This is a genomic window from Streptomyces sp. NPDC046977 (genome assembly GCF_040644455.1).
Lineage (GTDB): Bacteria > Actinomycetota > Actinomycetes > Streptomycetales > Streptomycetaceae > Actinacidiphila.
This window is the reverse complement of record NZ_JBEYWO010000042.1, coordinates 22,617-41,640: the sequence shown is the minus strand read 5'-3', so window position 1 is coordinate 41,640 and position 19,024 is coordinate 22,617. Positions and strand designations below refer to the sequence as shown.

General features: G+C 73.3%; 9 protein-coding genes. 2 read left to right on the top strand and 7 right to left on the bottom strand.

Features of this window, described 5'->3' with window-relative positions:
- The first annotated feature begins 64 nt into the window (after positions 1 to 64).
- A complete protein-coding gene (locus tag ABZ883_RS38640) occupies positions 65 to 718 on the top strand; it encodes an HAD family hydrolase (RefSeq protein ID WP_360915367.1) in 654 nt (217 codons plus the stop codon).
- A gap of 40 nt (positions 719 to 758) precedes the next feature.
- Here ABZ883_RS38640 and ABZ883_RS38635 read toward each other — a convergent pair whose 3' ends face one another.
- Entirely contained in the window at positions 759 to 1,325 is a 567-nt protein-coding gene (locus tag ABZ883_RS38635; RefSeq protein ID WP_360915364.1) for a DJ-1/PfpI family protein, read from the bottom strand.
- Positions 1,326 to 1,575: 250 nt separating this feature from the next.
- Here ABZ883_RS38635 and ABZ883_RS38630 point away from each other — a divergent pair, with 250 nt between their 5' ends.
- Positions 1,576 to 6,561 carry an NAD-glutamate dehydrogenase gene (locus tag ABZ883_RS38630; RefSeq protein WP_360915361.1) on the top strand — a complete coding sequence of 1,662 codons (4,986 nt, stop codon included), beginning with the start codon at positions 1,576 to 1,578 and terminating at the stop codon, positions 6,559 to 6,561.
- A 93-nt stretch (positions 6,562 to 6,654) separates the two neighbouring features.
- On the opposite strand, the gene ABZ883_RS38625 is transcribed toward ABZ883_RS38630, so the two are convergent.
- The 6 genes from ABZ883_RS38625 to ABZ883_RS38600 form a co-directional block, all read right to left on the bottom strand.
- Positions 6,655 to 8,181: a hypothetical protein gene (locus tag ABZ883_RS38625; protein WP_360915358.1), complete on the bottom strand. Its 1,527-nt coding sequence runs from the start codon at positions 8,179 to 8,181 to the stop codon at positions 6,655 to 6,657.
- A gap of 161 nt (positions 8,182 to 8,342) precedes the next feature.
- The gene (locus ABZ883_RS38620) at positions 8,343 to 11,945 is read right to left on the bottom strand and encodes a CDP-glycerol glycerophosphotransferase family protein (RefSeq protein WP_360915355.1); all 3,603 of its coding nucleotides are present in this window, start codon (positions 11,943 to 11,945) and stop codon (positions 8,343 to 8,345) included.
- A 573-nt stretch (positions 11,946 to 12,518) separates the two neighbouring features.
- Entirely contained in the window at positions 12,519 to 14,786 is a 2,268-nt protein-coding gene (locus tag ABZ883_RS38615; RefSeq protein ID WP_360915352.1) for a bifunctional glycosyltransferase family 2 protein/CDP-glycerol:glycerophosphate glycerophosphotransferase, read from the bottom strand.
- Between the two features lie 116 nt (positions 14,787 to 14,902).
- Positions 14,903 to 15,850 carry a carbohydrate ABC transporter permease gene (locus ABZ883_RS38610; RefSeq protein WP_360915349.1) on the bottom strand — a complete coding sequence of 316 codons (948 nt, stop codon included), beginning with the start codon at positions 15,848 to 15,850 and terminating at the stop codon, positions 14,903 to 14,905.
- Positions 15,847 to 17,196: a sugar ABC transporter permease gene (locus tag ABZ883_RS38605; protein WP_360915346.1), complete on the bottom strand. Its 1,350-nt coding sequence runs from the start codon at positions 17,194 to 17,196 to the stop codon at positions 15,847 to 15,849. Before ABZ883_RS38605 ends, ABZ883_RS38610 begins: the two co-directional genes overlap by 4 nt.
- A gap of 10 nt (positions 17,197 to 17,206) precedes the next feature.
- Entirely contained in the window at positions 17,207 to 18,610 is a 1,404-nt protein-coding gene (locus ABZ883_RS38600; protein ID WP_360915343.1) for an ABC transporter substrate-binding protein, read from the bottom strand.
- Positions 18,611 to 19,024 lie beyond the last annotated feature (414 nt).

Sequence of the window (19,024 nt, the reverse complement as noted above, 5' to 3'; positions counted from 1 at the left end):
TGCTGCTTCGTATGTGACCTCGGCACTTGCCTTGGGCCGGGAGGGTCTGGGTACGGTTCCGGATGTGAACGCGCATCTGGTGTGGGACTGGAACGGCACGCTGCTCCACGACATCGACGCGGTGATCGAGGCGACGAACGCCTCCTTCGCCGAGATCGGCCTCCCGCGGATCACGCTGGAGCGCTACCGCGAGCTGTACTGCGTGCCCGTGCCGAAGTTCTACGAGCGGCTCATGGGACGTCTGCCCACCGAGGACGAGTGGGAGGTGATGGACGAGATCTTCCATCGCCACTACTGGGCCCTCGCCGGCACCTGCTGCCTCGCGGAGGGCGCCGCGGAGATCCTGGCCCGCCGGCGGTACGAGGGGCTGACCCAGTCGCTGTGCTCGCTGGCCCCGCACGAGCAGCTGATACCGATCCTGCGCACGCACGGCATCGAGAACCACTTCGTGCGCGTGGACGGCCGCACCGAGGGCAGTCACACGGGCAAGTCCGAGCAGATGGCGCGGCACCTGGCGGCGATGGACGGCATAGCGGCGGGCCGGGTCGTGGTCATCGGCGACGCGGTCGACGACGCGGTGGCGGCCCGGCACGTGGGCGCCCTCGCGGTGCTGTACACGGGCGGTTCGCACAGCCGGGCCAGCCTGGAGAAGGCGGGCGTCCCGGTCGTGGACACCCTGCTGGAGGCCGTGGAGACGGCCGAGGCCCTGGTCGCCTGAGGCAGGCGCCGGGCCCCGGCCGCCCGGAGCGGCGCAGGGCTCAGGTCACCGGCGCCTTGGCCCGCAGCACGGTCAGGAACTCCCGCATCCACGAGGGGTGGTCCGGCCAGGCGCGGGAGGAGACCACCATGCCGTCCACGACGACGGCGGTGTCCTGGAAGCCGGCGCCCGCCGCCTCCATGTCCATTTCCAGTGCCGGGTAGGCGGTGACGCGGCGCCCGCTGAGGGCGCCCACCGCGGCGGTCAGCAGCGGCCCGTGGCAGATCTGGGCGACGGGCTTGTCGGCGTCGAAGAAGGCCTTGAGCACCTTGCGCAGTTCGGGGTCGTTGCGCAGGTACTCGGGGGCGCGCCCGCCGGGGACGACGACGGCCGCGTACGCGCCGGGGTCGACGTCCGCGAAGGACAGGTCCGCCTGCCAGGTGTAGCCCGGCTTCTCGGTGTAGGTGTCGAAGCCCTCCTCGAAGTCGTGCACGACGAACCGGAGCTTCTTGCGGCTGGGCGCCGCGATGTGCACCTCGTATCCCTCTTCGAGGAGCCGCTGGTACGGGTACATGACTTCGAGCGACTCGGCCGCGTCGCCGGTGACGATCAGGATCTTGGTGGCCATGACCGGGTTTCCCGTCCCTTCCCGTGGCGTGAGTGAACGTCTCGTTACGACCTCCGTACGGTCACCTCCTCAACCTGCACCCGCGCGGCCGGACTGTCCAGTTCGTCAAAGATTGGTTCGTGCTTTTGTACACAAAGAGGCCCTGACAGCCCCCCCGGCCGTAGCGATAGCCTTACAGCGTGATCAGCGCTGATCCATCGATCACCACGACCTACGTCACGCAACGGCGCGCGACAGGGAGCATGAGGACATGCAGACCAAGCTGGACGAAGCCAAGGCCGAGCTGCTGGAACGGGCGGCCCGCGTGGGCCCCGGACCTTCGGCGGGGGGAACGCCGGCTCCCGGCCAAGCAGGGGCGGACGGCAGTGCGGGCCCGGTGAAGGAGGCGCTGGACTCCTTCCTCCAGCGCTACTACCTGCACAGCGCGCCCGAGGACCTGGTCCACCGCGACCCGGTGGACGTCTACGGCGCCGCCCTGTCCCACTACCGCCTCGCCGAGGTACGCCCGCAGGGCACCGCGAACGTGCGCGTGCACACGCCCTCGGTCGAGGAGAACGGGTGGACGTGCAGCCACACGGTCGTGGAGGTGGTCACCGACGACATGCCGTTCCTCGTCGACTCCGTCACCAATGAGCTGTCCCGGCAGGACCGCGCGATCCACGTGGTCGTCCATCCGCAGATGCTCGTGCGCCGCGACCTGACCGGCAACCTGCTGGAGGTGCTGGAGGCCGTTCCCGGCGACGGCACGCAGCTGCCGCACGACGTGCTGACCGAGTCCTGGATCCACGTCGAGATCGACCGCGAGACCGACCGCGAGGACCTCAAGCAGATCGGCGCCGACCTGCGCCGGGTGCTGTCCGACGTCCGCGAGGCCGTCGAGGACTGGCAGAAGATGCGCGACGGCGCGCTGCGCATCGCCGACGAGCTCGCCGCGACCCCGCCGTCGCTGCCCGAGCAGGAGGTCGGCGAGGCCTGGGAGCTGCTGCGCTGGCTGTCCGACGACCACTTCACCTTCATCGGCTACCGGGAGTACGCGCTCACCACGGAGGACACCCCCGAGGGCCAGGAGGACGTGCTCACCGCGGTGCCCGGCACCGGGCTCGGCATCCTGCGCTCCGACCCGCACCACCACGACGACGAGGGCCGCCACAACGCGCACCCGGTGTCGCCGTCGTTCAACCGGCTGCCCGTCGACGCCCGCAAGAAGGCCCGCGAGCAGCGGCTGCTGATCATCACCAAGGCGAACAGCCGGGCCACCGTGCACCGGCCGTCGTACCTGGACTACATCGGCGTCAAGAAGTTCGACGCCGACGGCAACGTCATCGGAGAGCGCCGCTTCCTCGGGCTGTTCTCCTCGGCCGCGTACACCGAGTCGGTGCGCCGGGTGCCGGTCATCCGCCGCAAGGTCGCCGAGGTGCTGGAGGGCGCCGGGGTCTCGCCGGACAGCCACGACGGCCGCGATCTGCTGCAGATCCTGGAGACCTACCCGCGCGACGAGCTGTTCCAGACCTCGCCGGACGAGCTGCGGCAGACCGTCACCAGCGTGCTGTACCTCCAGGAGCGCCGCCGGCTGCGGCTGTTCCTGCGGCAGGACGAGTACGGGCGCTACCTGTCCGCGCTGGTCTACATGCCCCGCGACCGCTTCACCACGGCGTCCCGGTTGCGGCTGACGGACATCCTCAAGGAGGAACTCAACGGCGTCACCGTCGACTTCACCGCCTGGAGCACCGAGTCGGTGCTCTCCCGGCTGCACTTCGTGGTCCGGGTCGCCCCCGGCACGCGGCTGCCGCAGCTCAGCGAGGGCGATGTCGACCGTATCGAGGGCCGGCTGACCGAGGCCGTGCGCTCCTGGTCCGACGGCTTCGCCGAGGCGCTGAACGCCGAGTGCGGCGAGGAGCGCGCCGCCGAGATGAACCGCCGGTACGCGCAGGCCTTCCCCGACGGCTACCGCGCCGACTTCAGCCCGCGTGCCGCCGTCGCCGACCTGCAGCACCTGGAGCGGCTCAACGGCGAGGACTTCTGCCTCAGCCTGTACGAGCCGGTCGGTGCCGCCCCCGGCGAGCGCCGGTTCAAGATCTACCGCACCGGTGCGCCGGTGTCGCTGTCCGCGGTGCTGCCGGCGCTCCAGCGCCTGGGCGTCGAGGTCACCGACGAGCGCCCCTACGAGCTGCGCCGTACGCCCTCCTCGTCGCAGGACGGCGAGGAGAGCGCGGGCCGTGCCTGGATCTACGACTTCGGGCTGCGCATCGACCCCTCGCTCGGCGACCTCGGGGACGACGCCCGCGAGCGCTTCCAGGACGCCTTCACCGCGACCTGGACCGGTCGGGCCGAGAACGACGGCTTCAACTCGCTGGTGCTGAGCGCCGGTCTGACCTGGCGTCAGGCGATGGTGCTGCGCGCCTACGCCAAGTACCTGCGGCAGGCCGGTACGGCCTTCTCGCAGGACTACATGGAGGACACCCTCCGCAACAACGTCCACACCACCCGGCTGCTGGTCAACCTCTTCCAGGCGCGCCTGTCCCCGGACCACCAGCGGGCCGGCAGCGAGCTGACCGACGCCCTGCTGGAGGAGGTGGACGCCGCCCTCGACCAGGTCGCGAGCCTGGACGAGGACCGCATCCTGCGCTCCTTCCTCACGCTGATCAAGGCGACGCTGCGCACCAACTACTTCCAGCGCGCCGAGGGCGGCAAGCCGCACGCCTACCTGTCGATGAAGTTCGACCCGCAGGCGATCCCGGACCTGCCCGCGCCGCGCCCGGAGTACGAGATCTGGGTGTACTCCCCGCGGGTGGAGGGCGTGCACCTGCGCTTCGGCAAGGTCGCCCGCGGCGGCCTGCGCTGGTCCGACCGGCGCGAGGACTTCCGTACCGAGGTGCTGGGCCTGGTCAAGGCGCAGATGGTGAAGAACACCGTCATCGTGCCGGTCGGCGCGAAGGGCGGCTTCGTCGGCAAGCGGCTGCCCGACCCGGCGGCCGACCGCGACGCGTGGCTGGCCGAGGGCATCGCCTCGTACAAGACCTTCATCTCCGGTCTCCTGGACATCACCGACAACCTGGTGGGCGGCCAGGTCGTGCCGCCGGCCGACGTGGTCCGCCACGACGGCGACGACACCTACCTGGTGGTCGCGGCCGACAAGGGCACCGCGTCGTTCTCCGACATCGCCAACGAGGTCGCGAACTCCTACGGCTTCTGGCTCGGCGACGCGTTCGCCTCCGGCGGCTCGGTCGGCTACGACCACAAGAAGATGGGCATCACGGCCCGCGGCGCGTGGGAGTCCGTCGAGCGGCACTTCCGCGAGATGGGGCACGACACCCAGAACGAGGACTTCACCGTCGTCGGCGTCGGCGACATGTCCGGTGACGTGTTCGGCAACGGCATGCTGCTCAGCGAGCACATCCGGCTGGTCGCGGCCTTCGACCACCGGCACATCTTCCTCGACCCGACGCCGGACGCGGCGGTCTCCTTCGCCGAGCGGCGCCGGATGTTCGAGCTGCCGCGGTCCTCGTGGGCGGACTACGAGACCAAGCTGATCTCGGCGGGCGGGGGGGTCTTCCCGCGCAGCGCGAAGGCGATCGCGCTCACCCCGCAGATCCGCAAGGCGCTCGGCATCGAGCAGCCGGCGGCGAAGATGACGCCGGCCGACCTGATGAAGGCGATCCTCAAGGCCCCGGTGGACCTGCTGTGGAACGGCGGCATCGGCACGTACGTCAAGTCGTCCACCGAGACGCACCTGGACGTCGGCGACAAGGCCAACGACGCCATCCGCGTGGACGGTGCCGAGGTCCGTGCCAAGGTCATCGGCGAGGGCGGCAACCTGGGTCTGACCCAGCTCGGCCGCATCGAGTTCGCCCTGGCCGGGGGCCGGATCAACACCGACGCCATCGACAACAGCGCGGGTGTGGACGCCTCCGACCACGAGGTCAACATCAAGATCCTGCTCAACGCGGTCGTCGCCGAGGGCGACATGACGGTCAAGCAGCGCAACACCCTGCTGGCCGAGATGACCGACGAGGTCGGCTCCCTGGTGCTGCGCAACAACTACGCGCAGAACGTGGCGCTGGCCAACAGCATGGCCCAGTCGGCCAGTCTGCTCCACGCCCAGCAGCGGTTCATCCGCAGGCTGGTGCGCGACGGCAAGCTCGACCGGGCGCTGGAGTTCCTGCCCACCGACCGGCAGATCCGCGAGCGGCTGGCCGCCGGCCAGGGCCTGACGCAGCCGGAGCTTGCCGTCCTGCTGGCCTACACCAAGATCACCGCGGCGGAGGAGCTGCTCGCCACCGGCCTGCCGGACGACCCGTACCTGCGGCGGCTGCTGGACGCGTACTTCCCGAAGGCGCTCGGCGAGCGCTTCTCCGCGCAGATCGACGGTCACGCGCTGCGCCGCGAGATCATCACGACGGTGCTGGTCAACGACACCGTCAACACCGGTGGCAGCACCTTCATCCACCGCTTCAAGGAGGAGACCGGGGCCACCAGCGAGGAGATCGTCCGGGCGCACACCGCCGCCCGCGCGATCTTCGGGCTGAGCCGGATCTGGGACGACGTCGAGGCGCTCGACAACGTCGTGCCGGCCGACGTCCAGACCCGTGTCCGGCTGCACTCGCGGCGGCTGGTGGAGCGGGCCTCGCGCTGGCTGCTCAACAACCGGCCGCAGCCGCTGCAGATCGCGGAGACCATCGAGTTCTTCCAGGACGGGGTCACCCGGGTCTGGGCCGAGCTGCCCAAGCTGCTGCGCGGCGCGGACCTGGAGTGGTACCAGTCGATCCACGACGAGCTGACCGGCGCGGGCGTGCCGGAGGAACTGGCCACCAAGGTCGCCGGATTCTCCTCCGCCTTCCCGGCGCTGGACATCGTGGACGTCGCCGACCGCAGCGGCAAGGACGCGCTGGCGGTGGCCGAGGTCTACTACGACCTGGCCGACCGCCTGCAGATCACGCAGCTGCTGGACCGGATCATCGAACTGCCGCGCGCCGACCGGTGGCAGTCGATGGCCCGCGCCTCCATCCGCGAGGACCTGTTCGCCGCGCACGCCGCGCTGACGGCGGACGTGCTGTCGGTGGGCAACGGCTCCTCCACGCCGGAGCAGCGCTTCAAGAAGTGGGAGGAGGCCAGGGGCGCCCTGGTCGCCCGGGCCCGCACCACCCTGGACGAGATCCAGGGGTCGGAGGCGTTCGACCTGGCGAACCTGTCGGTGGCGATGCGGACCTTCCGCACGCTGCTGCGCACGCACCGCTGACGGTCCCCGCGCGGGTCCGTGGCACGGCGAAGGGGCCGGGGGTTCTCCCCCGGCCCCTTCGCCGTCGTCCGGTGAGCCGGCGGCGGGTTCCCGTCACCCGATCCGGTAGAGGCGTTCGCGCGTCTTCGGGCCGGTGGCGACCAGCGTGGCGTCCGCGGGGACGGGCGCCCCGGGCGCCGTCATGATCCAGCGGACGTGGTAGCGGCGGGCGATGGCCTGCCGCTGGTCCGGTGCGGTCGTCGGGGCCAGGAAGGTCCGGACGTCGGCGGCGCGGCGGTCCCGTTCGGCCGCCGTGGTCGACGGGTCGGGCCAGGTGGGGGCGACCAGGAACGCGCCGTAGGCGGGCATCACATGGGCGGGCCCGTAGGCGTTGGTCAGGAGGACGTCGCCGACCGCCACGTGCCGCTGCGCCCACTCGTAGCTCGGCCAGTGGTTCAGCCGCTGCAGATGGACCGCCGGCGGCACGAAGCGCGTCGGGACGATCGCGCCCGCCTGCGCCACCAGGCCCACGCACGCCGCCACGGCGGCCACGGGCGCCAGCACCGCGCGCAGCAGCGTCCACGGCGGGGCCTCGGCGAGTTCGACCGCCAGCGCGAACTGCAGCGGCACCAGCAGCAGGCCGAAGATCCGCCCGTAGGAGTACTCCCCGCTGAACCAGCCGTACGCGGCGACCGCGCAGTCCCCGGCGAACATCAGCACCAGCGGGTCCAGCGGGTTGAACCGCAGCCGGTACAGCAGCGCGGGCAGGCCGGCCAGGGCGAGCCCGTACCACTGCCACAGGTCGCCGTAGAGCTGCCGGTGGATCCCGTCGACCGTCGGGTCGCCCAGCAGTGCGGAGAGGCTGAAGTACGGCCACCACCCGGCGACCGCGAAGGCGACGGCGGCGGTCAGCGCCCAGCGGCCCAGGATCCCGGCGACGATCGGGGTCTGCTGGAGGCCGAGCACGAGGGCGGCCACGCCGATGACGGCGCCCATCGCCGTGAACGGGTGGACGAGCAGGATGACGCCGAGCAGCAGGCCGAGCCCCGCGTGCAGCCAGGGCCCGCCGACGCCGCGCCGCGTGGTGCGCGCGGTGATCGCCCACGCCCAGAACGTCAGGCCGATCGCGAACGCGCTCGGGTAGGTCAGCCCGCGGGTCAACGACTGGAGTCCGAGGAAACCGCTCCACTGCTTGTGCTCCGGTCCCCACAGCAGCACGAACGCCGCCAGGGCCAGCACCGGCGCCCAGCGGCGCGTGCTGAGGGTGCGGGTGAAGGCGCCGATGCCGGTGACGACCAGGGCGAGGTTGAGCGGGCCGCAGCCCTTCAGCAGCTGCCAGCCCGGCACCCCGGTGAGCCTGCTCAGCAGCCCCAGCAGCACCGTGAAGGGGGTGAAGTAGGGGCTGCCGGCGCCGGGCATGTCGAGGAGCGGGTTGGACGGGTGCCGCCAGTCCGCCGCGATCCGCTCGATCGCGGCGGCGTGCTGCCCGAAGTCGGCGGAGGGCACGGCGTCCCAGGTGCGCAGGGCAACCACCAGCCAGAACAGGGTGCCCAGGATCAGGTAGGGCGAGGGGCGCCGCACCCGGCGCAGCTCGTAGGTCTGGATCCGCCAGTCCCGCTGGGTCGTCAGAACGCCGGTCACGCAGCCCTCCCGGCCGTCGTCAGCTCGTCTCCACGATGTTCGAGCGTGGCACGCGCTGCTGCATCCCCTGCGGGTCCGTACGGGGACGTGTCCGTATCCGGCCACCCGTTCGCAGGAGGAGGTTACGGCCGACTGGCGGTGCCGGGACGGGCCTGCCTGGCTCAGTCGTGTGCGGCGTCCGGCAGGCCGAGGAGGCGGTCGGTGGCGCGGGCGGCGGCCCGGCCGTCGTCGAGGTGGCAGAAGGTCGCGCGGAAGTGGGCGTACGCGTCGGCGCTGTGCCGTGCCACGGTGTCCAGGTCGCGCAGCGCGCCGGCGACCTCGGCGGTCGACTGCAGCAGCGGACCGGGCGCCTGGGCCTCGAAGTCGGGGTAGAAGCCGCGCAGGGTGTCGCGGACGTGCTCCAGGTCGGGGACGAGGAAGAGCATCGGGCGGCCGGTGTTGGCGAAGTCCGCGGCGAGCGAGGCGTAGTCGGTGACCAGCACGTCCGCGAGCAGCAGCAGTTCGGCCGCGTCGGGGTGCGCGGACACGTCGCGGGCGAAGCCGGAGCGGCCGGGCCGCAGCCGGTCGGCGACCAGCGGGTGCGAGCGGTACAGCAGCACGTGGTCCCGGCCGAGCGCGGCCTGCGCCTCCGCCAGGTCCAGGTGCGGGGAGCGGCGGTAGTGGTCGGCGTCGTACGCGAGGTCGTCGCGCCGGGTCGGGGCGTACAGCACGACGGTGCGGCCCCGCGGGATGCCCAGCCGGTCCCGCAGTGCGGCGGCGATCTTGTCGCGGTCGTCGGCGAACAGCACGTCGGTGCGCGGCAGTCCGGTTTCGGCGACCTCGCCGTCGAAGGCGAGCGCCGTGCGCAGCGCGCCTGTGCCGGCCGCGTTCGGCGAGAGCAGCACGCTCCACTGGCGGCCCGTGTCGCGGGGCGGGCGCGGCAGGTGGGGCAGGTCCGCGCACAGGGTGCCGGCCAGGTCGCGGCCGGTGCGCTTGACCGGTGTGCCGTGCCAGGTCTGCAGCACCCGCTGGTCGGGGCGGCGGACGAACCACTGCGGCAGGTGCGTGTTGGTCACCACGTAGCGGCTGCGCGCCAGCGCCTCGTACCAGGCCGCGCTGTGCAGGACCACCGGCCGCGCGGTCCCGGGCGGCACCGCCTGGCCATCCCGCACCACCCACAGGTGCTCCAGGCCGTCGGCCTCGGGGCGGCGCAGCAGTTCCTCGTGGACGGCGCGTGGGGAGTCGCCGCAGGAGCGGCCGCCGAAGGAGCTGTACAGCACGGTCTCGCGGCGCGGCAGGCCCCGGGTGCGCGGGTAGTGCGTCTCGCGCAGGACGCGTTGCCGGTACGGGCCGCGCTGCGGCTCCGGCACGGTCGGGCCGGCCGCCACGAACAGCCGGTCGTGCAGGCGCCGGTCCACGGTGAACGCCTTGCCGCCGGAGCCCGCCGCCATCGGCAGCGCGTCGAACACCCCGGGGGCCACCCGCACGGGCGCGTCGTGCCCGCCGGCGCGCAGCCACAGGTCCCAGCGGCCCTCGGCCAGCGGCACGGTCCCGGCGAGGGTCTCGATCCGGCCGGGGCGCGCGGTCGCGGTGAAGCGGCGCCCCTCGCGGTGCGGGGGCCGGTCCGCCGGGTCCAGGGGCGCGGCGGTGCCGTCCAGGCGTACCGGGACAGCGTGCTCGACGCTGAACGTGCCATGCCGCAGCACCAGTTCGGCCCGGCCGGGGGCGGTGTCCGGGGAGAGCCGCCCGGTGAGGACGAGGGCGCCCTCGGCGGTCCAGCCGACGGCGTCCACGACCGGCTGGGGTGTGCGGTCGCGCAGCACCAGCCGCCCCGCGGTGTCGGCCTCGACCAGCAGTTCGCGGCGGAGACCGCCGAACCGGGCGTCCGTGCCGAGCGGGTAGTGGCCGGCCGGCAGGTCCCCGTCGAGATGGACCGGGCCGGTGCCCCCCGGCCGCATCAGCGCGGCCTCCCAGGTCTCGGTGGTCTCCGGGGCGATCTGCCGGGGGCCGGGCTCCAGCGCGGGCCGGGCGTCCGCGAGGTCGGCGAGGGGCACGCGGACCCGGCGGACGCCGTGGCCCGGGTCCTGAAGCGGATACGTGCGCAGCGCCCGCGTCGAGCCGAGCGTCAGGCGCAGCGCGGTGGCGTCCGGAGCGCCGGTGACGTCCAGCTCCACCGTCCCGTCGGGGCCCGCCCGGTGGTCCGTCACCGTCCCGGTCACCGGCTCCACCGACAGGTGCAGCCGCCCGGCCCGGTGGTACGGGACCACGCGGGTCCCGTCGCCCGCCGGGTACGACTGCGGGGAGGCACCGGAGCCGGATGCCGCTGCGCGCAGCCCGGCCGTGCGGATGACGCCTCTCGCCGCGACGACCACCGCGATCCGCCACCGGCCGGGCCGCAGCCGCGCCGGGTCGACGGTGATCTCGAAGCCCGACCAGTCGTAGCAGTGTTCCTCCTGGCGCGAGCCGGTCGTCGCGGCCGGGTCCTGGTGGATGCGCACCGGCAGCAGCAGCGCCTTGACCCGGCGGCGCCGGCCGTTCAGGGCGACGGCGGTGATGTGGGCGTCGCCGGGCTGCCCGGCGTCGATGTTGTGCAGGTAGGCGTGGCCGCGCAGCACCAGCCGGCCGTTCTCCCGGGCCACTTCGGCGACCTCGGCGTGCACGGGCAGGTCCGTGCGGCGCAGCCGTGCCACGGACGGGGGCAGCGCCATCGGGGCGCCGTCCGCGCCGGGGACCACCGCGCGCTTGCGCAGCGGCGGCCCGGCGACGGAGAAGCCGGCCGGGTTGGCGCGCTGGTGGTCCAGGAACGCGACGAGGTCGTCGATCCGGTCCTTGGCGACCAGGTGCCACACGATCCGCTGCGCGACGGGCAGTTCGGGGAAGACACCGCGGTCGACGCGGCCGAGGAAGTCCCGGGTGCGCTCCATGAACACCCGCCGGTACTCCGGGCCCGCCGTCGGCAGCGCCTCGACGAGGTCCTTCAGGTCGTCGGTGAGCACCGAGCGGTCCCAGGCGCGCTTGTGCGCGCCGCGGGCGGGGTGCGCGGGGTCGGCGAGGAAGCGGCTGACCGCGTCGGCGGCGGCGACGCGGTCGGCCGCGCCGCGCACGGACCGCACATCGGTGAGGCGCCGGGTGAGCGCACCGGCGTCCGCCCGCCGGTAGCAGACATGGTCGTGCAGGACGTCCACGGCCTCGGCGAGGAAGTGCGCGGGAAGGGTGAGGGGGGCGTCCGGGTACAGCACGCCCTCGGGGAAGGCGAGGCGGTGCCGGTCCCAGAAGTCGCGGCGGAAGACCTTGTTCCAGGCGGCCCGGTCGGAGAGCAGGCCGGGGTCCCGGGTGACGTGGGTGCGCGGCACGTTCCGCGTCAGGTCGCGCCGCGGCCAGGCCTCGCTGCGGCCGTCCTCGGTGAGCCGCCAGGCGTTGCCGGTGGCGAAGTCCGAGCCGGAGGCGTCCAGCATCCGTACCAGCGTCTCGTACGCGCGCGGCGGCAGGACGTCGTCACCGTCGAGGAACGCGAGGTAGGTGCTGCCCGGATCGGCGTGCCGGACACCGGTGTTGCGGGCGTGCCCGGGTCCCGCGGCGTCCTGGCGGACCAGCCGGAAGCGGGGGTCGCGGTCGGCGAAGGAGCGCGCGACGCCGGCGCCGGCGTCGGTGGAGCCGTCGTCCACGACCACGACGTCGAGCGCGTCGAGGGTCTGCGCGGCCACCGAGCGCAGGCACTCCGCCACGTGCGCCTCGACGTTGTGGACCGGGACGACGACGGTGAGGCGGGGCGTGCGCGAGGCCATCGGCTGACGTGACCCTTTCCGGGTACGGGCGGCGTGCGGGAACGAGGGGTTCAACTCGCCCCGGCCGCGTCGGTCACCTCCCCTGGGCCGAACGGGTGAACCGCGGAGTGCCCGGGTGGGCGCCTCGGGCGCCGAACTCCTGGGCGGGGCGGTGCTCGTGGGCCTGTGTCCGGGCGAGGTCCGGGGTGGGGGGCCTCCGGCGGCACGACGTGCTCGGCCGGGTCAGTCGTCTCCGCTGGGGCGGTTGCTCGGATGGGGTCCTCAGGCGTCGGGTGCCGGGTCGCGGGTTTGGTCGTGCACGCCGTCGAACTCGTGGGCGGGGCGGTGCTCGTGGGCCTGTGCCTGGGCCGGGTCCGGGTGGGGGGCCTCCGGCGGCACGACGTGCTCGGCCGGGTGGGTCGCCTCCGGCGTCCGGTTGCCCGGATGGGGTCCGTCAGCTGCCGGGTGTTGGGTGGCAGGTCTGGTTGTGCACGTCGCCGAAGTCCTGGGCGGGGCGGTGCTCGAGGGCCTGTGCCTGGGCCGGGTCTTCGGCGTCCGGTCGCCTCCGTCGGGCCGGCTGCCCGGAGGGGCGCCTCAGGCGTCGGGTGCCGGGTCGCGGGTCTGGTCGTACACGTCGCCGAAGTCCTGGGTGCGGCGGTGCTCGTGGGCCTGTGCCCGGGCGAGGTCCGGGGCGGGGGCCGGTCGGCGGGCCTCCGGCGGCACGACCGGGGGCTGTCCGCCGGGCTCGCCGAGGAACACCCGGCGCACGACGCGTTCGGCGGCGTGCCCGTCGTCCCACGGGCAGTAGCGCGCCCGGAAGGCCGCCCGCAGCCGGGTGGATTCCGGGCCGCGCCAGGCGCCGGTGCGGAGGACGGTGAGGAGTTCGTCCGCGGACCCGGCGACCGGCCCCGGCGGCTCGGCGGTGATGTCGAGGTAGGCGCCGCGCGCGATCCGGCAGGCCGTCCAGTCCTCGGCGTGCACGACGACCGGCCGGTCCAGGACGGCGTAGTCGAACATCAGGGACGCGTAGTCGGTGATCAGCCCGTCGGAGGCCAGGCACAGTTCCTGCACGCTGCGGTGCGCGGAGACGTCGAGCACGTTGCCCGGCAGGTCCTCGGGGAGGCCGGCCGCCCACCCGCGGTACAGGACGGCGAATCCGGGGCCGAGTTCCCGGCCGAGGCGGGCCGGGTCGGCGGCCGGGCGGAAGCCGTGCCGGTGGTCGCGGTGGGCCGGGGCGTACAGCAGGGCGGTGACGCCCTCGGGCAGGCCGAGGGCGGCGCGCAGGCGCAGCACGTCGTCCGCGGACGCCTGGAGCAGCACGTCGTTGCGGGGCTGGCCGTACTCCAGGGTGGCGTAGCCGGCCGGGTAGGCGCGTTCCCAGACCACCGAGGAGTGCGGGTTGGCCGACAGGCAGTAGTCCCAGCGGTCGGTGTGGGCGAGCATGCGGGCGAAGTCCCGGCCGGCCGAGGCGGCGGGGTCGTCCTGCACGTCCAGGCCCATGTGGCCGAGCGGGGTGCCCTGGTGGGTGTGCAGGTTCACCTGGCCCGGGCGTTTGGCGTACGCGTGGGGGAAGTTGACGTTGTTGATCAGGTACGTGGCGCGGGCCAGCGCCGTCCAGTACGCGGGGGAGTCCGGCTGGAGGCGGCGCACCCCGGGCGGCAGTGTGCCGGCGTGCTCCGGTGTGGTGATCCAGGCGGTGCGCAGGTGCGGGGCGAGGCCGCGGACGGCGGTCTCCACGGCGGCGGGGTTGCAGGCGTAGCCGCCGTACCGGTCGGCGGTGAAGACGGCGAGCCGCGGGTCCAGGGGGCGGTGCCGCTGGAGGCGGTAGTGCGTTCGCAGGGCGGCCGCGCGCCCCGCGAGGCGGGCGGTCCGCGCCAGTGCGCGCAGCCGCCGGCGCAGGGTCCCGGCGGCCCGTACGGCGTCGAAGACATGGCGGGCGCCGAGCCGCACCAGCAGCCGCCGCGGGCCGCCGGCGCGGCCGGGGTCCTGCGGGCGCAGCCGGCGCAGGGTCTGCCCGCAGCGCCCGAAGTACGCGGCGCGCGACGAACGGGGCAGCCGGCCGGGGCTGTTGTAGATCAGCAGCAGGTGGTCGGCCATCCGCCGGTGCAGCGCGGGGCGCCACCGGTCGTGCACGGGATGGCGGTCGAGGTGGTCGAAGAGTCGGTCGTACTGGTCGAAGACGTCGAAGTGGTGGCTGCTCGTGGTGCGCCGGATGCTGCCGCGGCGGCGCTGCCGGTGGTGCACGCAGACCCGGTCGAGCACCGCGACGCTGCCGGCGCCGAGCAGTGCCGGGTACGTCCAGGGCACGTCCTCGTACCAGCCGGGCGGGAAGGACAGGCCGTGCCGTTCGACGAACTCCCGCCGGTAGGCCTTGTTCCAGGCCACCGGCGGCAGTCGCAGCAGTTCGGGGCGGTCGGTGAGGGGGCCGGGCGGCGGTCCGCCGTGGGAGAGCAGGTGGGAGCGGCGGTCGCGGGCGACGCGGCCGTCCCAGTAGGTGCGGGCGTGGTCGAAGACCAGCAGGTCGGGTCCCGCCGTCTCGGCCAGCCGGTCGGCGACGGCCCGCAGCGCACCGGGGGTGAGGGTGTCGTCGCCGTCGAGGAAGAGCAGGTAGTCGCCGGTGGCGTGGGCGATGCCGGCGTTGCGGGCGCGCCCGACGCCGGTGTTCTCGGCCAGGTGCACGGCGACGACCCGGCGGTCGCGGGCCGCGTAGGAGTCGATGATCGCGCCGCAGCCGTCGGGGGAGCGGTCGTCGACGGCGATCAGTTCGACGTCGGTGAAGCTCTGGCCGAGCACGGACTCCAGGCACTCGTGCAGATAGGCCTGCACCTGGTGGACGGGCACGATGACGCTGAACCGGGGCAAGGCAGCACATCCGTAGGATCGACGTACGCGGCTTGTGCCCGTTATATCCCTTCGGGTGTGCCGCGTCCGGCGACCGTTCCGGCCACGGAGTGTTGCCGGGCCCCGGTCCCGCGCGCCTATTTCACGGCGCCCGCCATGACGCCGGAGACGAACTGCCGCTGGAAGGCGAAGAAGACGACCAGCGGGACCACCATCGACACGAAGGCGCCCGGCGCCAGGATGTCGATGTTGTTGCCGAACTGCCTGACCTGCTGCTGCAGTGCGACGGTGATGGGCTGGGAGTCGGCGTTGGAGAAGATCAGCGCCACCAGCATGTCGTTCCACACCCACAGGAACTGGAAGATGCCGAGCGAGGCGATCGCGGGACCGCCCAGCGGCATGATCACCCGCGCGAACAGCCGCAGCTCGCCCGCCCCGTCCAGCCGCGCGGCCTCCAGCAGCTCCCGCGGGATCTCCGCGAAGAAGTTGCGCAGCAGGAAGATCGCGAACGGCAGGCCGAAGCCGGTGTGGAACAGGACGACGCCGATGATGTCGCCGAAGATCCCGATGTCCCCGAACAGCTGCGCCACCGGGACCAGCGCGATCTGCACCGGCACCACCAGCAGCCCCACGACGAGCAGGAACAGCCGGTCCCTGCCCGGGAACTCCATCCAGGCGAAGGCGTAGCCCGCCAGCGACCCGATGACCACCACCAGCAGCGTGGCCGGCACCGTGATCAGCGCGGTGTTCAGCAGCGAGGAGGTGACGGCGTCGTTGCCCAGCAGCGCGCGGTAGTTGGCGGCGGTCAGCTGCGAGGGCGCGGTGAACACCTTCCACCAGCCCGAGGCGGCGATGTCCACCGGTCCGCGGAACGAGGAGATCAGCAGCCCCGCGGTCGGCATCAGCCAGAACAGCGCGACCAGCACGAGGAACACGCGCAGCGCGCCGCCGCCGGCCCGTTCCGCCAGGCGCGCGGCGAGCGGCCGCCTCGCGGCCGTGGCGGCGTTTCCCGGGCGGGAGGGTCGCGCCGGTCCCGCGGATCCTGCCGGCTCCGCCGGCTCCGCTGTGCCTGCGACGGTGGTCATCGGCGGGCCTCCCTGCGCAGACGGCGGATGTTGAACACCATGACCGGGACGACCAGGAGCAGCAGGACGACGCCGATCGCGCTGCCCACGCCCTGGTTGTTGCCGCCCCCGAAGGACGACAGGAACAGTTGCAGCGCCAGCACGTTGGCGTCGTCCTGCGAGGTGCTGGGCGCGATGATGTAGACCAGGTCGAAGATCTTCATCACGTTGATCATCAGCGTGACGACCACCACGACCAGCACCGGCGCCAGCAGTGGCACGGTGATCCGGCGGAACACCTGCCACTCGTTGGCGCCGTCGATCCGCGCCGCCTCCATCAGCTCCCGCGGCACCCCGGCGAGCCCCGCGGCGATCAGCACCATCGCGAAGCCCGCCCACATCCACAGGTAGGCGCCGATGATGGCGGGCGTCACCAACGCAGGCCCCAGCCAGTCGATCCCGTTGTACGGCTGCGCGAAGTTCGAGGCGGGCAGCCGCAGTCGGGCACCGTCCGCCGAGGCCGGGAGCGCGAAGGTGCCGTCCGCGCCGGAGGTCGCGGAGGCCACCACCCTGCCGTCCTTGACGGCCTCCACCCTGACTCCCTCCAGCGCCTTCTCCCCGCTGTCGACGGCTCCCGCGTTGCCTCCGCCGCCCGGCGTGAAGTCCAGCCACACCGTTCCGGTCACCCCCGGGCCGGGGGCCGCCTGCCGGGCGTCGCCGGTGCCCGCCGGGAGCTTCGCCGCCGGGATGCCGATCAGCGGCAGCGCGACGGCCGTGCCGTCCCGCGCCGCCTGCCGCGTGGTGTACGAGCCGCCGCCCGAGGCCGCGAGGTCCCCGCCGGGCCGGGGCCGGGCGCCGGGGTAGGCGGAGGAGCCGGCGAAGGTGTCGTGGACGCCGACGACGACCGCGTTCGCCGCGCCGCGCGCCGGGTCCTGCTCGAACACCAGCCGGAAGATGATCCCCGCCGCCAGCATCGAGATCGCCATCGGCATGAAGACGACCAGCTTGAACGCGGTGCCCCAGCTGACCCGTTCGGTCAGCACCGCGAAGACCAGGCCGAGCGCCGTGGCGAGGACCGGCGCCACGACCACCCAGACCGCGGTGTTGCGCAGCGCGGTCAGGGTGCTGTCGTCACTGAAGACCGAGCCGTAGTTCGCCAGCCCGACGAAGCCCGAACCCGCCTTGTCGAAGAGGCTGCGCCGGACGGTGTACCCGATCGGGTAGACCACCAGCGCGCCCAGCAGCACCAGCGCGGGCAGCAGGAAGACCGCCGCCACCCAGCGCCGTGTGCCCGCCACGCCCTTGCGCCGCACCGGGGGAACGCCGCCCGGGGCGGCCGGGCCCCGCGCGGTTGCCGCCGTCGCCATCGCGGCCGCCTCAGCCGGCGTACGCCTTGGCGGCGTCCGCTTCCAGCTTCGCCTGCGCCCCCGCCACGTCGGAGGGGTTCTTCAGGAAGTCCTGGAGGTCCTTCCACTCGCCCTTGCCCGCGGTGCCGCCGAAGGCCGCCGGGGCCTGGTCGGACATGTCGAAGCGGAAGTCGTCGCCCGCCGCGACCAGGCCCTGCGCGATGGAACGCGAGACCTCGTCCGGGTAGACCGACAGGTCCAGCGACTTGTTCGGCGACACGAAGCCGCCGGAGGACGCCCACACCCCGGCCGCGTCCGTGGAGGCGAGGAAGGTCACCAGCGCCTGCGCCGCCTTGGAGTCCTTCAGCACGACGCCGACGTCACCGCCGCTGACCACGGGCGCCTTGCCGGAGCCGACCGCCGGGAAGGGGAAGACCTTGGCGTCCTCGCCGACCTTCGCCTTGGTGTTGTCGCCGATGAACGCGCCGACGAAGTCGCCCTCGTAGACCATCGCGGCCTTCGGCGGGTTGCCGGTGAAGGTCTGCGTCACCGACGTGGGGAAGTCGGTGTGCAGGGCGCCGCTCTGGCCGCCGGCGATCAGGTCCTGCTTGCCGAAGAGGCCGCCGAGGGTGGTGAGGGCCTCCTTGACCGAGGGATCGGTCCACTTGATCTTGTGGGCGGCGAGCTGGTCGTACTTCTCCGGCCCGGCCTGGGAGAGGTAGATGTTCTCGAACCAGTCGGTGAGGGTCCAGCCGTCGCCGCCGCCCACCGACACCGGCGGCGTGCCCGACTCGAAGACCGTCTCCGCGGTCTTGAGGAAGTCGTCCCAGGTGGTGGGGGGTTGCGAGATGCCGGCGTTCTCGAAGGCCGTGGTGTTGTACCAGACCAGCGACTTGTTGGCGGCCTTGGCGTAGACGCCGTACTGCGTGCCCTCGTACGCGCCGAGGTCCTTCCAGCCCTGCGTGAAGTTCTTGTCCAACTGGGCCTGCGCTTCCGGGCCGAGCGGCTTCAGCCAGCCCTTCTGCGCGAACTGCCGCAACACGCCGACCTGCGGCAGGAACGCCACGTCCGGCGGCTGCCCGCCCTCGATCTTGGTGCCGAGGAACGTGGAGACGTTGTCACCGGTCGGCACGAACGTCACTTCGGCGCCGGTGCGCTTGCCGAACTCGTCGAGGACCTTCTGGAAGTTCTTCTGCTCGGGGCCGGTCCACACCGCCGCGACCTCGAGGCTCTGCCCCTTGAGGTCCGGTAGTGCCACTCCGCCGCTACCGCCGCCCGAACCGCTCGGCGAGGCACCGCCGTTGCCGCCCTCGTCGCTCTTTCCGTCGTTGTCGCCGCCGCCGCAACCGGCCGCCGTCAGTGCCAGGGCGGCCGCCGCCACCGCGGCGACGACGGCCCTGCGCGTACCTCGCGTGCGCCTGCTGGATGTCCGCATCTGCCTGCCCATCCCGTCAGCGCGGACCCGCGCCGCGGTGGCAGCCGCCGGATGGCCTGGGCAGCTGCGCCGGGCGTACCGTCCCGCGTCATCCGCTGTTCCGCGTTCAGTGTTACGCCCGCTCGGATGACCGCCGCAAGCCCGCCCATGCACGCGGCGGTTGGATCGTGACCGTCATGTGACCGGCGAGCCGGTCGTACGGGCGAGGGAGCCGTCGGCGCGGCGGACGTACAGGGTGAGGGTTTTCGCGGATCCGGTGAGCGCGGCGCCGGTGCGGCTGGTGGCGCTCACCGGGACGGGCGCCCAGCCGGCGCCGGCGCCCACGGCGGCGGCCAGCCGGCCGTCGCCGGACGGTGCCACGACGTACAGCCGGCCCCCGGACACGGCGGCCTCCGGACGGCCGGTCGCCTCCAG

Excerpts from the sequence above, each read along its gene's own strand:
- ABZ883_RS38635 (WP_360915364.1), bottom strand. The coding sequence starts at position 1,325 with ATGGCCACCAAGATCCTGATCGTCACCGGCGACGCGGCCGAGTCGCTC.
- ABZ883_RS38630 (WP_360915361.1), top strand. The coding sequence starts at position 1,576 with ATGCAGACCAAGCTGGACGAAGCCAAGGCCGAGCTGCTGGAACGGGCG.
- ABZ883_RS38620 (WP_360915355.1), bottom strand. The coding sequence starts at position 11,945 with ATGGCCTCGCGCACGCCCCGCCTCACCGTCGTCGTCCCGGTCCACAAC.
- ABZ883_RS38610 (WP_360915349.1), bottom strand. The coding sequence starts at position 15,850 with ATGACCACCGTCGCAGGCACAGCGGAGCCGGCGGAGCCGGCAGGATCC.
- ABZ883_RS38605 (WP_360915346.1), bottom strand. The coding sequence starts at position 17,196 with ATGGCGACGGCGGCAACCGCGCGGGGCCCGGCCGCCCCGGGCGGCGTT.
- ABZ883_RS38600 (WP_360915343.1), bottom strand. The coding sequence starts at position 18,610 with ATGCGGACATCCAGCAGGCGCACGCGAGGTACGCGCAGGGCCGTCGTC.